Raw genomic sequence first — 15,987 nt, 5'->3', positions numbered from 1 at the left:
TAAAAGGGAGAAAAAATAGAGGTAGAGGTGAGATTATTGGAAAGTGGTAATTTAAACAGATCACATACTATAGATGTAATAGTCTGTGTATATAACGCGTTGGAGTATGTCAAATTGTGCTTAGAATCCTTGATAGCAAAAAAAACCATTCCATTCAATTTAATCATTGTGGATAGTGGGAGTGAAAAAGAAACAAAAGACTATTTAGCTTCTTTCGCAAGGAAATATGATTGTAAATTAAAAACTAATAACTCAAAGACTGATTACACAATTGCATCAAATCAAGGACTGAAATTGTTTACATCAAAATATTGTGTGTTATTAAATAGTGACACAATTGTATCTATTCATTGGTTAGAAAAACTGATGGATTGTATGGAATCTGAAAGCAGTACAGGGATTGTTGGACCTTTATCAAATTCGGCCAGCTATCAGTCAGTACCTAAGGATGTTAATGGAAATGGAGGCACGGTAAACGAATTGGAAAAATTAGGCGGTAAAGAGCTAACCATTGAACAAATGGCATATTTTATAGAACAACAATCAAAAAGAATATTTCCAGTTGTTAATCATGTGAATGGGTTTTGTTTTATGATTAACCGTTCCGTCATTGAAAAAATAGGTGATCAGGATGAAATAAACTTTCCTTGCTATGGGGGAGAGGATGATTATTGTATTCGGGCAGTCAATGCAGGGTTTAAACTAAAGGTTGCCGATGATTGCTATATTTATCATTATAAATCCAAAAGTTATAATACTGAAGAAAAAAACGAGAAAAGGAAAAATGCAGGGAGACTTCTACGGGAAAAACATACACCAACAATTGTTAAACATCATTACACTGAAATAAAAAATAACATTGAACTTGCAAGAATAAGGGAAGAAATTGATCTAGCGCTAATTAATAGCAGTTGTATGTATGATTACAATAGGGCTATTTTGCTTTTCTGCTCTGACCTGGAAAAAAATAGCAACCTTGAAACGATGATAAAAGAAACAAAAAGAATGTATAGAGATAATATACTTCTAAAACTGGCTGTGCCTTTTCATTTTAAAGAATATCTTACAAAAATATATCCACATCAAGCGGTTCATTTTATATTTTACGAAAATAAAAGTGAATTGATTCGAATTAGTCAGCATTTTGATACCGTAATTGCCGCTGATTTAAAAGCTAATGATACTTTACGGCAAATTGCAGCAAATTATGACCATATTAAAGATGTTTATTATACCGTAGAAAAACATTGAATTTTTAGAAACCCTTGATGTTGCTTGCTACAAAATTGCCTCCTTCGAAAATAATGATATCCCTTTATTAAGAAAGGTCGCATCAAAAGGAAAGCCGATGATTGTTTCAACAGGGATGGCTTCACTTGGTGAAATTGAAAATTTAGTAAAAACAATTAAGGATGCAGGCTGCGTTGATTTCATTTTATTAAAATGCACGAGCAGTTATCCAGCTTCACCCGAAAACTCGAATCTTAATACGATTCCCTTTTTATATTTCAAAGGATATAAAGGCTGGCGAAGTATTGACAATGGAAAATATAAAAGTGATTCGTCCAGGATTTGGTTTGGATCCAAAATACTATGATCTACTTTTGGGAAAGCAAATTAAAAAGATCTAAAAATTGGAACTCCATTAAGCTGGGAGCAGTTATTGTAATAATGTTTGAAATAATATGTAATCATTAGCCCCGAGAGCCCTGCAAAACGCATACAGTTTCTGTAAAAAACAAACCCAGTACCCGGTCCAGTACCCAGTACTAGGTTTGTTGTATAAATGGAAAAAAGAAAAAGCGAGTTCACATAGTCTTCTTAATAGACATCCCGCGCATACCGCTTGGATAACGACATTTCTTGTACATAATTAATCGCTTCATCCGCAGGCATACCGCCGTGCTGCCGGATTACCATTTTCAGTGCGGCATCTACTTCTTTGGCCATTTGCCGGGCATCTCCACATACATAGAAGTGCGCGCCTTCCTGAAGCCAGGCCCATAGCTCGGCTCCATGCTCAAGGATGCGGTGTTGTACATAGATTTTGTCAGCCTGATCGCGCGAAAAGGCTGTGTCCAGCCGATGCAGGAAGCCTTCCTTCTGAAGAGCTTCAAGCTCGTCGTAGAAATAAAAATCACTGTCTTTCCGCTGTTCTCCGAAGATCAGCCAATTTCTTCCTTTGGCTCCGGACGCTTTACGCTCTTGCAGGAAACCCCGGAACGGAGCAATGCCTGTACCCGGACCAACCATAATCATCGGGGCATCGGGATTTGCCGGTGGACGGAATTGGGCATTCTTTTGAATGAAAATGGGAATGATCGTATCCTCTGTAGCGAGGTCGGCGAGAAATGTAGAGCATACTCCCTTGCGGGCGCTGCCGTTGTTCTCGTAGCGAACGGTGGAAACTGTAATATGAACCTCGTTGGGATTTGCTTTCGGACTGGAAGAAATCGAATAGAGGCGGGGCTGCAAAGGCTTGAGCTGTTCCACAAGCTCCTGTGCGCTGAGGGAAACCGGGTATTCCTGCAGCACATCAATCAGTTGACGGCCCCACAGCCATTGCTTGAGGTCCGCCAGGTTCTCATTGTCTAGCAGCTTGCTTAACCGGGCATCCTGAGCGCGGTCCCGGATGAACCGGAGCATATCGGTTGTCACCCGGGCAATCTCGAAATGACGCAGCAGTGCTTCGGTCACCGGCAGTTCTCCCTGGCCTTTGACCATTACTGGTGTAGCAGGTTCAATGCCCAGCGTATGCAGCAGATTGCGGGCCAAGTCAGGGCAATTGGCAGGCCACACCCCCAGAGCATCGCCTGCTTCGAACTGCACTCCTTCAGGTGTAAGGTCGAAGGCGTAATGGCGGGTCTCCTTTTCAGATCCGGCCTTGTTCAGATTCTGCTTGAACAGCAGCCGTGAAGGTACCGGGTGGTTCCGGTGATATCCGCGTGGTTCCGGGTTTGTGGTAACCGGGATGGATACGGCAACCGGAGTGGATGAGATGCCGCTTACTGCGGCGGGTATAGCGGGCTTCGGGCTGCCTGTAAATCCGCCCAACAGTGCAGAGACATCATTCGTCCATGCCTCCGCCTGCTCCTGAAAGTCCGTATCGCAATGGGCACAGTCAAGCAGCCGCTGTGCACCAAGCTCCTCCAGACGGGTATCCAGATTCCGCCCGAAGCCGCAAAAGAGATCGTAATTGGAATCCCCGAAAGCGAGCACGGCATAACGCAGATCCTGTAGCTGTGGGGCATTCTCTGCCCTGAGGGATTGAAAGAAGCTTTCTCCATTGTCCGGAGGATCGCCGGCTCCGAAGGTGCTGGCGATAAACAGGACAGACTGGTTCTTGGCCAGATCGCTCACGGAATATTGATTCATATTTACGAGCTGCACATCATAACCGGCTTGCTGTAACTTCTTGGCACAGTCAATGGCTGCACCCTCCGCATTTCCGGTCTGCGAAGCCCATAGGATGGTTACCGGAAGGTTGGTTGTCGTGGGGCTCTCCGGGAACGGGGCAGCCTCCGAAGGGGACGACTCCGATAACGGTTCGGGTCTAAAGTTAGCTTCAGCCCCGGGAAGGGGAGTGCGGGAGAACATGCCCGCCAGCAGGCCATCAACAAAGAAGCGGGTTGGTGGCTCAAAAGGGGCGGCGGGCGGCAGCACCGGAATGCCGGAAGCGGACCGGCCGGCCTCGGTGCGCAGGCTAGTGATGAAGCCGGACAGATAAGCCTGTTCGTGGTTATGCAGAATCATGGCTGCGGGGGCTTCAATCCCAAGCATGCCCGCGAGCGTGTCGAGCTGCTTCATAGTTACGGCCTCCTTCGGACGGGCGGTCTCAGCGCTGGCTGGAGTTGAAGCCGGATTGCTGTCGATAACAGGCGCATGCGGTTCCCCGGAAGGCTGGCCTGCAGCCTTGACCAGTGACACAGAACAAAATTTCAACTCGGGCTGTAAGGACAGGGGGTCGACGGTATCATTGGTAACTTCATTGACAGCCAGCTGTGATCCAAAGACATCATTCCAGTGAAAGGGGGCAAAGCAGTTGCCGGGGCGTACACGGTCTGAAAGGAGCGCCGGGAGAATTGCCAGCCCCCGCCGCGAACGGAGTTCTACCGGATCTCGGTCTTTAATTCCCAGCACTTCAGCATCTTCCGGGTGAATTTCCACAAAGGGACCCGGGTTCAATTTATTGAGCCTCTGAACTTTGCCTGTTTTGGTCAATGTATGCCATTGGTGCTGCAAGCGGCCGGAATTCAGCACAAAGGGATAATCGCTGTCCGGCATCTCTGCAGGCGGCATATACGGACGTGCCCAGAATACAGCTTTCCCGCTTTCTGTAGGGAACACGATACCCAGAGAACTGTCATCTGGAAGCTCACTTGGTGCAGTGCCGCCTTGACGGTTCAAATAACGGATCGGATTGCGGTCGTTCGGCTGATCCGGCGCACTAGGCCACTGCACAGGCGTTTCACGCAGCCGTGCATAGGTGGCCCCGCGCAGGTCGTACCCTGTTTTCGGGTTCCAGGCTTGCTGGATTTCCGCATAGACCTCTGCCGAAGAAGAATAGGAAAAAGCTTCAGCATAACCCATTTCAGCGGCTACCCGGGTGATAAGCTGCCAGTCCGGCATGGCCTCTCCAGGCGGCTCGACGGCTTGCTGCATTAAGGTCAGGTTGCGCTCCGAATTAATCATCACCCCTTCACCTTCAGCCCATAAGGCTCCGGGCAGCAGGATATCCGCATACCGGTTGGTCTCCGTATCCAGGAAGCTGTCCTGGGTAATGACCAGTTCAGCCGCTTCCAGGGCAGCGATTACTTTCTTGCGGTTGGGGACGGTAGCCACCGGATTGGTGCAGATGATCCAGCAGGCCTTGATTTTGCCTGAGATCATGCTTTCGAACATGGAAATGGTGCCGCCGCTGGCATCGGTTCGAAGCGTTCCCCGGGGGATCTCCCACAGCTTTTCTATGAAGCTTCGATCGGTTTCCGACAACAGAGAACGTTGACCGGGCAAGCCTGGACCCATGTAACCCATCTCCCGGCCGCCCATGGCATTGGGCTGTCCGGTGAGTGAGAAGGGGCCGCTCCCCGGACGGCAGATGGCTCCTGTAGCAAGGTGCAGGTTGCAAATGGCATTCGTGTGCCAGGTGCCGTGGATGCTCTGGTTGAGACCCATGGTCCAGCAGGACAGCCACTCCGGCGCCTCGCCTATCCACTCGGCCGCCTGCCGGATATCCGCTTCCGGGATGCCGGTTATTTCGGAGACTTTATCCGGAGGATAATCCTCCAGAAATTCCTCCATACTCTCAAAACCCGAGGTGAACCGGGCGATAAAGGCCGGGTCCGTATGGCCGCTTTTTACAAGCAGATGCAGCAGTCCGTTGAGCAGGGCGAGATCTGTTCCGGGTCTGATCTGCATGAATAAATCAGCTTTCTCCGCAGTTGCCGTCCGCCGGGGGTCAACGACAATCAGCTTGGCTCCGCTCTTCACCCGGTCCATCAGCCGGAGGAACAGAATCGGATGACAGTCGGCCATATTGGCGCCAATAACGAAGAATAAATCCGTTTGATCCATATCCTGATAAGAACCCGGAGGGCCATCTGCTCCCAGAGAGAGCTTGTAGCCATTGCCGGCGCCTGCCATACACAGACGTGAATTGGACTCCATATTTGGCGTCCGGATGAAGCCCTTGGCCAGCTTATTAATCAGGTACTGGGCCTCCAGAGACATCTGGCCCGATACATAGATGGAGAGGGCTTCCGGGCCGTGTTCCTCCAGAATACTGCGCAGCCGCTGCGCGGTATCGCGGATGGCTGCATTTATTTCCATTTGGACAGGTTCAATCCCCCTGGACGGGCGGCTGTATGCATACTCCATCCGGCCGGATTCTGTGATCGCGGCTGCAGCAGTGCTGCCTTTGGTGCAGAGCCTGCCGAAATTGGCCGGATGCTCCTTATCTCCGGTGATTTTGACCACGCGGTTATCCGATACTTCGAGTACGATCCCGCAGCCAACCCCGCAGTAAGGACAGACGCTTTTGATTTTGCCAGTTGTCATGTGAGTTCACCGCCTCAAAGTTTTCTGCACAAGCTGGTTAGAAATTAACCCCGGATTCTGCCTTCGCCCAGGATTTTCTCCAGGATCTTGTTACCGCGTAAAAGATAAGGGTGGTAAGGAGCACAATGGAACCGACCAACAGAAAACCGGTAACCTGTGAGCCTGTGGACTGCTTCAGCGGGCCCAGGATATAGGTCGGCAGCAAATATCCGCCAAGACCTCCTGCAGCACCGACAATTCCGGTAATGACTCCGATCTCACTGGAGAAACGCTGGGGGATGATCTGAAAGACCGAGCCGTTACCCATCCCGAGGCAGGCCATCATTACACTGGTATAGAGCAGCATCACCAGGAATGAACCCGGCATTGACGCAATGGCAAACGCACATACCGAAATTACACTGTACAAAACAAGCAGGAGGCGCATGCCGCCAATCCGGTCCGCAATCCAGCCGCCTAAAGGCCGGAAGAAGCTGCCCGCGATGACTGTGATGGTAACCAGGTATCCCACCTGAACTTTGGTTAGACCCCCGGAGTGTACGCCGTCGCCATACACATCATAGAAGAAAATGCTCGCATAGTTGGCGAACCCGACAAACCCGCCGAAGGTAATAGCATAGAACATCGAGAACCACCAGGTATCCGCATGCCTGAAGACGCTGAGGTAGTCTTTGAGCGGCTTGGGAGCAGGGGCATTCGGAGCGTCTTTAGCCAATATAGCAAAAACAATCATAACGATCGCCAGCGGAATCAGCGCAAGCCCAAACACACTGTGCCATCCGTAAGCCTGGGCGATCTGCGGTCCGAAAAAAGTGGCCAGCGCGGTTCCGCTGTTCCCTGCGCCGGCAATGCCCATCGCCAGCCCCTGATATTGCGGAGGGTACCAGCGGCTTGCAAGGGAAAGCGATACGGCAAAGCTTGCACCTGCAAAACCGAGCAGGAATCCGATCATATGGATCTGAAGCAGGCTGGTTCCGCCAAGCCAGCCCCACAGAAGAGGGATAATGGTGAGGAACATCCCGATTAGGCCCGCTTTTTTACTGCCAATGCGGTCGGCTAGTATGCCCATCGGAATCCGGAATATCGAGCCGCCGAGGATAGGGATGGCGACCATGGCTGCTTTTTGAGTATCCGATAATCCGAAGTCCTTGGTAATGTAGAGCGATAGAGCTCCGCACAGCACCCAAATCATAAAGCTTACGTCAAAATACAAAAAAGCTGAGAACAAACTCGGGGCATGACCCGCCTTGCGAAAACCTTTGGCTTCCATTGCTGACATCCTCCTTTTTATGAACCCCAAGTAAGGGAATCGGCAAAAAAGGGCCGACTGACAGAACCCGCACTGCGGATTTTGTTAATCGGCCCCATTGCCAATTGCAGCCACATCATCGTGGCTGACTTTATAAGTAGATGTAAGAATACCGGTGCAACAAGCCATCCGAGCCACAGCATTGTGGGGAGAAACCGTTGCATCCTTCGTTGACACAATGTTGTGTCGTTGAAATCTTATATTGTCAATATAAATAGTCACAACACAAATGTCAATAATAATAACGTAAAAATTAAAATAATTAATATCAATTGAACTCTCAGAGCTTATTTTTTGGTTTTTGAGTTATATATTCTAACATATAAATAATAATTCTGGTAAATGGACTTCAATTTCTGTCGTTCCCAGACGAAAGTATGAAGGATTGTTAACAAGGTATTCATGGAACAAGCCGTACCCCTGCGTCCTTTTGAGGCTCAAATGGACTCTTTTAAAACCGCTGCACCACGGACTGGACAGCCCGCTGCCAGCCTGAGTAATTATCTTGGCGGGTGGCTTCATCTAGCTTGGGTTCGTATGTCTCGTACAGCGTAAGTTGGGCTGCAAGCTGCTCGGGGTCGGACCAGACACCTGTGCCGAGCCCGCCGAGATATACCGAGCCCATGGCCGACAGCTCTGCACAGGTCGACCGTGTCACGACTTTGCCCAGGATATCGGCTTGGAATTGCATGAGCCAGACATTGGATGAAGCTCCGCCGTCGGTCCGCAGACCGAGCAGTTGAATGCCGGACTGCTGCTCCATGAATTCCACCGCATCCCTAACTTGATAGGCAATGCTCTCCAGAGCAGCCCGGACAATATGGGCTTTGGTGGTTCCGCGGTTCATGCCGGTAATAGCCGCCCTGGCGTAAGGATCCCAATAGGGTGCACCCATTCCGACAAAAGCAGGCACAAGATAAACGCCGTCGTTCGCGGTAACACTTTCGACCAATTCTTGCATTTCCTCTAAGGTAGAGAAAAGTCCTAAATTATCCTGCGTCCATTTGATGCTATCACCTGTTGTCCGGATGATGGCTTCAAGCGCGTACGTCACCTTTCCCCCTGCCCCCCAGGCGATAGCAGTTACAAGACCGTCACCGCCATCGATCGGGGTGTCGCCTATATTCATCAACACAGAGGTGCCGGTACCAAAGGTGGCCTTGGCACTTCCGGGCTTAAAGCAGAGATGGCCATACAATGCGCCCTGGGAATCTCCGATCACACCTGAGATCGGGACTCTTTCATTAAAAAGGTTATTGTCTGCTGTATATCCGAATATAGCATCGGACGGCTTAACCTCGGGCAGCAGGGAAGGCGGGACATCGAAAATCCGGAGAAGCTTTTCGTCCCATTCCAAGGTGTGTATATTGAACAGGGAGGTTCGGCTGGCGTTCGTATAGTCGGTAGCATGTGTGCTGCCGCCGGTCAACTTCCAGATCAGCCAGCTGTCCATGGTTCCGGCGAGCAGCTTTCCTTCGGCCAGCAGTTCTGCTGCTCCTTTTGCATGCTTAATGATCCAGCCCCATTTGGTGGCGGAGAAATAAGGGTCGAGCATAAGTCCTGTTTTGGCGCGGATGGTGCTTTCGTGCCCCGCTTGCTTCAGCCCGGCGCATAGGTCGGCAGTACGCTGGCATTGCCAGACGATGGCATTATATACCGGCTGACCGGTTGTCTTATCCCACATCAGCGCAGTTTCCCGCTGGTTAGTAAGGGTCAGGGCAGCCAGCTCCGCTGGGTGGATGCCGGTTTGCTCCAGCACGCTGCGGGCCGCCTTTATGACATTATCATAAATTTCGAGCGGATCATGCTCTACCCAGCCGGGCTGGGGGAAGTGCTGTTTATGCACCATTCCGCTGCGGGCGATGACGGCTCCTTCAGAGTTTACCAGGAGTGCTTTGGTGCCTGAAGTGCTCTGGTCAATGGCCAAGATATATTTCTGGTTGTGGTCCATATGCTTCGCCCTTTACTTGTTGATCAATTCGAGTGCGATTTGCTTGATATTGTCGCCTGTAAGCCCATAGTGGCGGAAGACCTCCGCTGATTTGCCGGCAATGGCCGGCTCATCCGGGATGCCTAGCACCTTCATCGGAACGGGATGATGCTGTACGACAACCTCCGCCACGGCAGCGCCAAGACCGCCGTAAATGCTGTGCTCTTCAACTGTAATAATGCGTCCGGTCTCCCGTGCCGCAGCAATTATGGCTTCTTCGTCCAAGGGTTTAATTGTATGCATGTTGATGACCCGTGCGGATACGCCATTTTCGGAAAGAGCTTTGGCGGCATCGAGGGCAATACGTACGGTTTCACCGGCGGCAATGATCGTAATATCGGAACCTTCCTGTACAATTACAGCCTTACCTATTTCAAACGGGTAATCGTCGGATTCGTATACGTCCTCGACCGGGTTGCGTCCGATCCGCACATATACGCCGCCGTCATATTTAACCAGCGCTTCGGTCAGCTTCTTCGTTTCGTGGCGGTCGGCGGGAAGCACAATCGCCAGTCCCGGAATGGCGCGGGCCACCGCGATGTCCTGTACGGAGTGATGGGACATGCCAAGCGCACCATAGCTTACGCCGCCGCTGATCCCGATCAGCTTCACATTGGTCCGTGAATAAGCGACGTCAACCTTGATTTGCTCAATGCTGCGCATGCTCAGGAAGCAGGCGGGTGAAGTGACAAAAGGTTTCTTGCCGCTGTGGGCCAATCCGGCGGACATGCCTACAATGTTCTGTTCTGCAATACCGACCTCGACGAATTGCTCCGGGAAAGTATTGGCGAAAGGAGCCATCGCGGCGGAACCGCGTGAATCGCTGGCCAGTACCATAATATCCCGGTCGTCTTTGGCCAATTCCAGCAGTGTGTCACAGATGACTTGGCGGTTAGGAATTTTGTTCATTGTTATTACACCTGCCCTTTCTGTGTCAATTCCTCAATGGACGCGCTCAATTCAGACAGGGCCAGCGCCAGTTCTTCGTCGTTCGGTACATGGTGATGCCAGGCGGGAACATTCTCGGCGAAGGATACGCCCTTGCCCTTGGTCGTATTGGCCAGAATGAGCGTTGGTTTGCCGGGCACTTCCGGTACGGCGCGGAATGCCTGCAGCAGCTCTTCCATATCGTTGCCGTTGATGGAGACAACGTTCCAGCCGAAGGCAGCCCATTTCTCGTCCAGCGGGTCGAGGCCCATGACCTCTTCGGTAGTTCCACTGATCTGAAGCCGGTTGCGGTCGATAATGCCGACCAGATTATCCAGCTTATAATGGGCGCCTGCCATGGCAGCTTCCCAGTTGGAGCCTTCAGCCTGCTCGCCGTCTCCCATCAGACAGAACACGCGGTAAGACCGCCCGTCCCGTTTGGCAGCCAGTGCCATGCCGACGGAGATGGGCAGACCATGGCCGAGGGCGCCGGTATTCATCTCGATGCCGGGAACCTTGTTATTCGGGTGGCCGATGAGCCGGGTGCCGAACTGGCTGTAGGTTTCCAGTTCTTCTCTGGGGAAGAAACCGCGGTCAGCCAGAACACACCATAGTGATTCAACGGAATGACCTTTGCTGGCAATGAAGCGGTCACGGTCTTCCCATTTCGAATTAGCGGGATCAATATTCATAATTTCATAATATAAAGCCGTTAAAATGTCAGTGTTACTCAAAGATCCCCCTGTATGACCCGTTTTGGCGCGGTGAATAATGGTTAGCAGATCCATGCGGATTTGTGCGGCCTTGACTTTCAGTTCCTGGATTTCCATAATATCCTCCTCTTATAGATGTTAATAGAGTAGATCTGTTTTTTACGCGTGAAGATTCGACTGTGTAGTGCGGGCAAGATCAGAACCCCGAAGCCAGCTTTGGATTTCCTGTTCCGTAGGATCTACGGGATCCGGTGTCAGTCCGGGGATATAGTTGCAGGCCTCATAGATGGCCGGAATAACATTGGCATGGATGCCTACGGAGTGGTGAACATAAGGACCTTTGACGAGCTTTTCTTCCCACAGTGGCCAGTCATTCACTTCCACCCATACATAAGATCCGCGGGTATAAGGGCCTTCAATGCCACGGGCCTTGCCCAGGAACATTGAGTATTCACCGTGGTCGCCGTCGAACCGGGCAATGGTCATGCCGCCGCCGCGGATTTCACCTTCATGGGTTCCAGGAGCATGGTCGTCAAAGAGAAAGTGCTTACGCAGCTTCGGTTTCTGCTCCACAGAAAGCGAGACAGGGAAATTTCCGCAGTGGAAAAGCAGCTCCCCGTTGTCGTTTTCGGGATGGCGGATGGTAATGTCCGCAAAAAAGGTTGGCAATTCATTCATGGCAGCCGCCTGCACCATAATAGAGGTGATGGCTCCATGGATGTCCGTTTCGCAGGTGACCGGAATTTGTTCATCCGTCAGGATCGCATTGGCCAGACACGGCATGATCGACATCGCCTCCTGCAGCGAGGACCAGCACTGGATAGCGATAGCACTGCTGCCCGTCTCACGGGCAAAGGATTTCATGGCAACTTTTAAAGCGGCGATTCGACGTACATCATCCTCGGTCACTTCGCTGTAATCGAGCTTTTCTTTAATGTAATCGATCGTATCCAGCAGCTCAGCGCTGCTGCCGGCAGCGATTTTTCGGGTGCGGAGCTGAATATCGACAAGGGTAATCGGATGAATCTCAATGCCGAAGCGTTCAAGCAGCTCGCCTTCATTGCACATCATGGTCCAGAATGAAGCGGGACGCGGGCCGATTTGGAGAATGCGCAGGCTCTTGAACTGGCGTACAACATTGGCTGCAGCGACAAAGTTGGTGAAGCCCCGCTCGAATACGGGATCCTTCACCCGGCTGTTGGTTACATAGGTGAAGGGAACGTCGAATCTGCGTAAAACTTTGCCTGTGGCGAAAATACCACATTGGGTGTCCCGCAGGCGCATGCCGTCCGCAAGCGGCGCTTCATCCCGCGGCCCCCAGAGCAGAACGGGCTTGCCGAGCGCTTTGCCAACACGGGCTACGGTGTCTTCGGTGCCGAAGTTACAGTGCGGAAAAAATACGGCATCGACTTCTTCCTCTTTGAACCGTTTGACAATCAGATCGGCATTAATATGGTCGTCGTACAGCAGCCCTTCCTCGTTTAGGCCTTCCAGGTCTACAATGTCAATATTCATTCCAAAGCTCTCAATTTGCTTGCGGATTTCTACTTTGTACTTAAAAGCATCCTCAGCGCTAAACGTAAAACGGCGTGTTGGGGCATAACCCAGCTTTAACTTCTTCATCATCATTTCTCCTCGGTAGGGAATATTTCAATCTTGCTGAAATGAGAATAACTAAACAAAGTGAGCCTGGTTTAGTTATTTCAGCTTAACATTGCGTTTTTATTTAGTACGAGGCCATGTTAACATTGGAATTAAGCGGTGTCAATGAATAATTTAGTTTTGTTTAGCTGCAACCGCTAAACTTATAACTAAATAAAATAGATTAATTTTAGCTAAACATTGCATCGAATTCCGATTCGGTGTAAACTTCACGTATCACATTGTTGTGTTGTTATCTTATTAGGAAATGGAGATTCAAAGCATGAAGATGGAAGATATCGCTAAACTGGCCAATGTATCCAAAGCAGCCGTTTCGTTAGCCTTCAGCGGCAAGCCGGGAATTGGTCCGGATACGCGGGAACGCATTCTCCAAGTAGCCTATGAAGCTGGATACAGCCCCAAGAGCAGGGAAGTAGCGGTTACAAAAGCAGATAAATCGTTGCTTTTTCTTGTATGTACAAATTCAGGGATTATCCTTGAAGAATATTATCAGCAGCCATTTTTCAAAGAATTGATTCACTTTATTGAAGAACGCTGCCGGCAGAAAGGTTATTCCCTGATTTTTTCAACGGTAGATGTTGAATTTTTCCAGAGGGATATCCAGATGGTCGCCGATGAGAAACGCAGTGTCGGAACCATACTGCTGGGCACCAATTTGACCCGTGAACAAATCAGGGATATTCATGCCAGACTGCCGAATCTGATTGTACTGGATACCTGCTTTGAAACGTTGCCTGTACAATTCATTCAAATTAATAATGTAATGGGTGCATATCAGGCCGGGGCCTATTTGTGCAACATTGGACATACCTCGATTGGCTATATCGCTTCCAATCTGCGAATCCATAATTTTGAGGAACGTAAACGCGGCTTTATGGCGGCGCTTTCTGAGCGGGGTCTGAGGGTACCTGAGGCAGCACATTTGTCCGTAGCGCCAACTATTCTTACTTCTCAGGAGGATCTGAAACGGCAGTTGACGGCCTATCTGGAGAACGGGAACAGTATGCCTACGGCCTGGTTCTGCGAATGTGACTACATAGCTATCAGCGCTATGAAGACAATGAACGAACTGGGCATCCGGGTACCGCAGCATACTTCGGTCATTGGTTTTGATAATATTAACGAGTCGCTGGTTGTCACTCCGGAACTGACAACTATTCACGTAGATAAAGAAAGAATGGCCAGTCTGGCAGTTGATCTGCTGACTGATGCATTGTCGCAGGGCCCGCAGGGGACAAGCAAAATTATAGTGGACACCATTTTGGTGGAACGGAATTCCTGTGCGGCTCCCGCCGATTCCGGGCTGGGCTAGAAGCGTATTGCATTTATAAGAACAGGGGGACCTTGAATGAATTCACGCATGGTTTCGATTTTACAGCATCTGCTGGCTGCGGACATTCCTGTCAAAAGCGAGCATCTGGCAAAATTGATCCAGGTTACTTCACGCACCATACGCAGTGACATCAGAGAGCTGGATGAGTTCCTGGCCAAGCATGGAGCATCGGTTCAACCTGTTCGCTCAAAAGGGTATGAACTGAAGATTACAGACGACAGCAGCTTTCGTATGCTGCTGCAGCAATTGTTTATGAACAATGAACCGGAAGATTCGGGATCACCTGAATACCGGCAGCTTTATTTAATCAGGCGTCTCCTGCTTGCCGAAACATATTTGAAGCTTGAGGAGCTGGCAGATGAGCTCTATGTCAGCAAGTCCACTGTTCAGAACGATTTCAGGGAGGTCAAGCAGACGCTGCTTACCTACGGGATTGGCATCGACAAACGACCGAACTATGGCATTAAACTGAGGGGCGATGAAGTCCGGTTGCGGTTGTGCATATCTGAATTTATCGTGAACCGCTCAGATGAAGAGCGCGCCGGAGGAATACAGGATGCGCCGCGTATTGTCTCTCCCCGCGAGATGACGCTGATACGCAGCATTATTCTGGAACAGATTCAGAGGCTTGGCGTAAGCCTGTCGGATGTCGCCTTCAGCAATTTATCCATTCATATTGCGATCGCCTGCAAGCGGATTCGTGACGGGAACCGGGTCGCGATGCTTTTGGATGAGAAGGAGGAATTCCGGGCCGCTGAGGAATTCCAGGCCGCTGAGCAGATCGTCGCGCTGATTGAACGAGAATTGGACTTATCTTTTCCTGAAGATGAGGTTGCCTATATAGCCATGCATCTGGCCGGTAATAAGTGGTTTGCGGGGGTCACCGGGGAAGAGACGGAGAATGCCGGTCCCGAGAAGCTCCTGGATCGCAGGATTTATGAGCTGGGGAAGGAAATCCTTGCTGAAATAGACAGGGACCTTAACCTGAGAATCAGCAGGGATCAAGAGCTGCTGATGGGGATTTGCCTCCATTTGAAGCCGGCGCTGAACCGTGTCAGATACGGAATGAGTATCCGCAATCCGATGTTGGAGCATGTGAAGAGCAACTATCCCCTGGCTTTTCAGGCAGGGGTCATCGGAGCCAAGCTGATTGAGAGTAAGCTCAATATTGTGATCCCCGAGACGGAAATGGGGTACCTGGCTATTCATATCGGTGCAGCCATGGAAAGACAGCAGATGGATACCAGGCCCAAACGTTGCCTGGTTGTATGCACTTCGGGTGTAGGCAGCGCACGTCTGCTTTATTACAAGCTAAGGAGCAAATTCGGCGAGAGACTGGAGGTTGTGGGGACGACCGAGTTTTACAAGCTGCAGCAGGTCCCATTGCATAACATTGATTTTGTGGTAAGCACCGTCCCCATCCCACAGCCGTTGTCTGTTCCGGTGGTTGTCGTGCAGACACTCCTGGGCGGCGGGGATATGGATAACATAGATGCTTTGCTGAACGGCGAGAGGCCGTATTCCTTCCGCTACATTATGGAAGAACTCGTGTTTCTGAGACAAAGCTTCACCACGAAGGAAGAGATCATTACTTTCCTCGGGGACAAAATGTCTGAATTCGGGTTGATCCGCTCTTCCGAAGGTTTCATCGGCTTGGTTCTGGAACGGGAAAATGCCGCACCGACAGCTTATGGGAATTTGGTGGCCATTCCCCATCCCATCATTCCGCAAAGCAACCGTACGGTATGGGCCATCTGTACACTTAAGTCTCCGATTGACTGGTCCGGCCGGCCGGTGCAATTTATCTGCCTGCTCAGTATTGACAAGAGCGGCGAAGAACCCCAGGCGAAAATGTATCAGCATCTAATGGGACTGGTCGACGATTCCGAGATTATCCAGCAAATGCTGGAATGCAAGACGTATGGGGAGTTTGCCCGGATTATTGTCAGACATAAACTGTATTAAGGACCAAGGCTCTGTATGTCGTTTGACCGGA

The 15,987-nt window shown here is 50.4% G+C and carries 9 protein-coding genes and 1 pseudogene; 4 read left to right on the top strand and 6 right to left on the bottom strand.

Annotated features, from left to right (window positions below):
• The first annotated feature begins 27 nt into the window (after positions 1-27).
• Together NST07_RS25325 and NST07_RS25320 are read left to right on the top strand one after the other, a co-directional pair.
• Positions 28-1,251 carry a glycosyltransferase gene (locus NST07_RS25325; protein ID WP_342480360.1) on the top strand — a complete coding sequence of 408 codons (1,224 nt, stop codon included), beginning with the start codon at positions 28-30 and terminating at the stop codon, positions 1,249-1,251.
• A pseudogene (locus tag NST07_RS25320) lies at positions 1,247-1,669 on the top strand (N-acetylneuraminate synthase family protein); the annotation flags it as partial. The gene NST07_RS25325 and the pseudogene NST07_RS25320, both read left to right, overlap by 5 nt.
• A 152-nt stretch (positions 1,670-1,821) precedes the next feature.
• Here NST07_RS25320 and NST07_RS25315 read toward each other — a convergent pair.
• The 6 genes from NST07_RS25315 to NST07_RS25290 all read right to left on the bottom strand — a co-directional run bounded on the left by NST07_RS25315 (position 1,822) and on the right by NST07_RS25290 (position 12,619).
• Positions 1,822-6,057 (bottom strand): bifunctional nitrate reductase/sulfite reductase flavoprotein subunit alpha, encoded by a 4,236-nt coding sequence (locus NST07_RS25315; protein WP_341095230.1) that lies wholly within the window; start codon positions 6,055-6,057, stop codon positions 1,822-1,824.
• Between the two features lie 37 nt (positions 6,058-6,094).
• Complete coding sequence (locus tag NST07_RS25310) at positions 6,095-7,327, bottom strand: nitrate/nitrite transporter (protein ID WP_341095228.1); 1,233 nt, start codon at positions 7,325-7,327, stop codon at positions 6,095-6,097.
• Between the two features lie 490 nt (positions 7,328-7,817).
• Positions 7,818-9,317, bottom strand: a complete 1,500-nt coding sequence (gene glpK, locus NST07_RS25305; RefSeq protein WP_342480359.1) for a glycerol kinase GlpK — start codon at positions 9,315-9,317, stop codon at positions 7,818-7,820.
• Between the two features lie 12 nt (positions 9,318-9,329).
• Positions 9,330-10,265 carry a transketolase family protein gene (locus NST07_RS25300; protein ID WP_341379366.1) on the bottom strand — a complete coding sequence of 312 codons (936 nt, stop codon included), beginning with the start codon at positions 10,263-10,265 and terminating at the stop codon, positions 9,330-9,332.
• Between the two features lie 5 nt (positions 10,266-10,270).
• Positions 10,271-11,113, bottom strand: coding sequence for a transketolase (locus NST07_RS25295; protein ID WP_341379365.1), 843 nt, complete (start codon positions 11,111-11,113; stop codon positions 10,271-10,273).
• Between the two features lie 42 nt (positions 11,114-11,155).
• Entirely contained in the window at positions 11,156-12,619 is a 1,464-nt protein-coding gene (locus NST07_RS25290; protein WP_341379364.1) for an L-fucose/L-arabinose isomerase family protein, read from the bottom strand.
• Between the two features lie 301 nt (positions 12,620-12,920).
• On the opposite strand from NST07_RS25290, the gene NST07_RS25285 reads away from it, so the two are divergent.
• Together NST07_RS25285 and NST07_RS25280 are read left to right on the top strand one after the other, a co-directional pair.
• Positions 12,921-13,970 carry a LacI family DNA-binding transcriptional regulator gene (locus NST07_RS25285; protein WP_341379362.1) on the top strand — a complete coding sequence of 350 codons (1,050 nt, stop codon included), beginning with the start codon at positions 12,921-12,923 and terminating at the stop codon, positions 13,968-13,970.
• A gap of 36 nt (positions 13,971-14,006) precedes the next feature.
• Positions 14,007-15,956 (top strand): PRD domain-containing protein, encoded by a 1,950-nt coding sequence (locus NST07_RS25280; protein ID WP_341379361.1) that lies wholly within the window; start codon positions 14,007-14,009, stop codon positions 15,954-15,956.
• The last annotated feature ends 31 nt before the right edge of the window (positions 15,957-15,987 follow it).

Origin of the sequence: Paenibacillus sp. FSL L8-0340, from assembly GCF_038593145.1 — a bacterium.
Taxonomy (GTDB): domain Bacteria; phylum Bacillota; class Bacilli; order Paenibacillales; family Paenibacillaceae; genus Paenibacillus_AQ.
Note: the sequence above shows the minus strand (reverse complement) of the source record. Positions and strands in the feature narration are given on the sequence as shown.

Excerpts from the sequence above, each read along its gene's own strand:
- NST07_RS25315 (WP_341095230.1), bottom strand. The coding sequence starts at position 6,057 with ATGACAACTGGCAAAATCAAAAGCGTCTGTCCTTACTGCGGGGTTGGC.
- NST07_RS25310 (WP_341095228.1), bottom strand. The coding sequence starts at position 7,327 with ATGGAAGCCAAAGGTTTTCGCAAGGCGGGTCATGCCCCGAGTTTGTTC.
- glpK (WP_342480359.1), bottom strand. The coding sequence starts at position 9,317 with ATGGACCACAACCAGAAATATATCTTGGCCATTGACCAGAGCACTTCA.
- NST07_RS25300 (WP_341379366.1), bottom strand. The coding sequence starts at position 10,265 with ATGAACAAAATTCCTAACCGCCAAGTCATCTGTGACACACTGCTGGAA.
- NST07_RS25295 (WP_341379365.1), bottom strand. The coding sequence starts at position 11,113 with ATGGAAATCCAGGAACTGAAAGTCAAGGCCGCACAAATCCGCATGGAT.
- NST07_RS25290 (WP_341379364.1), bottom strand. The coding sequence starts at position 12,619 with ATGAAGAAGTTAAAGCTGGGTTATGCCCCAACACGCCGTTTTACGTTT.
- NST07_RS25285 (WP_341379362.1), top strand. The coding sequence starts at position 12,921 with ATGAAGATGGAAGATATCGCTAAACTGGCCAATGTATCCAAAGCAGCC.
- NST07_RS25280 (WP_341379361.1), top strand. The coding sequence starts at position 14,007 with ATGAATTCACGCATGGTTTCGATTTTACAGCATCTGCTGGCTGCGGAC.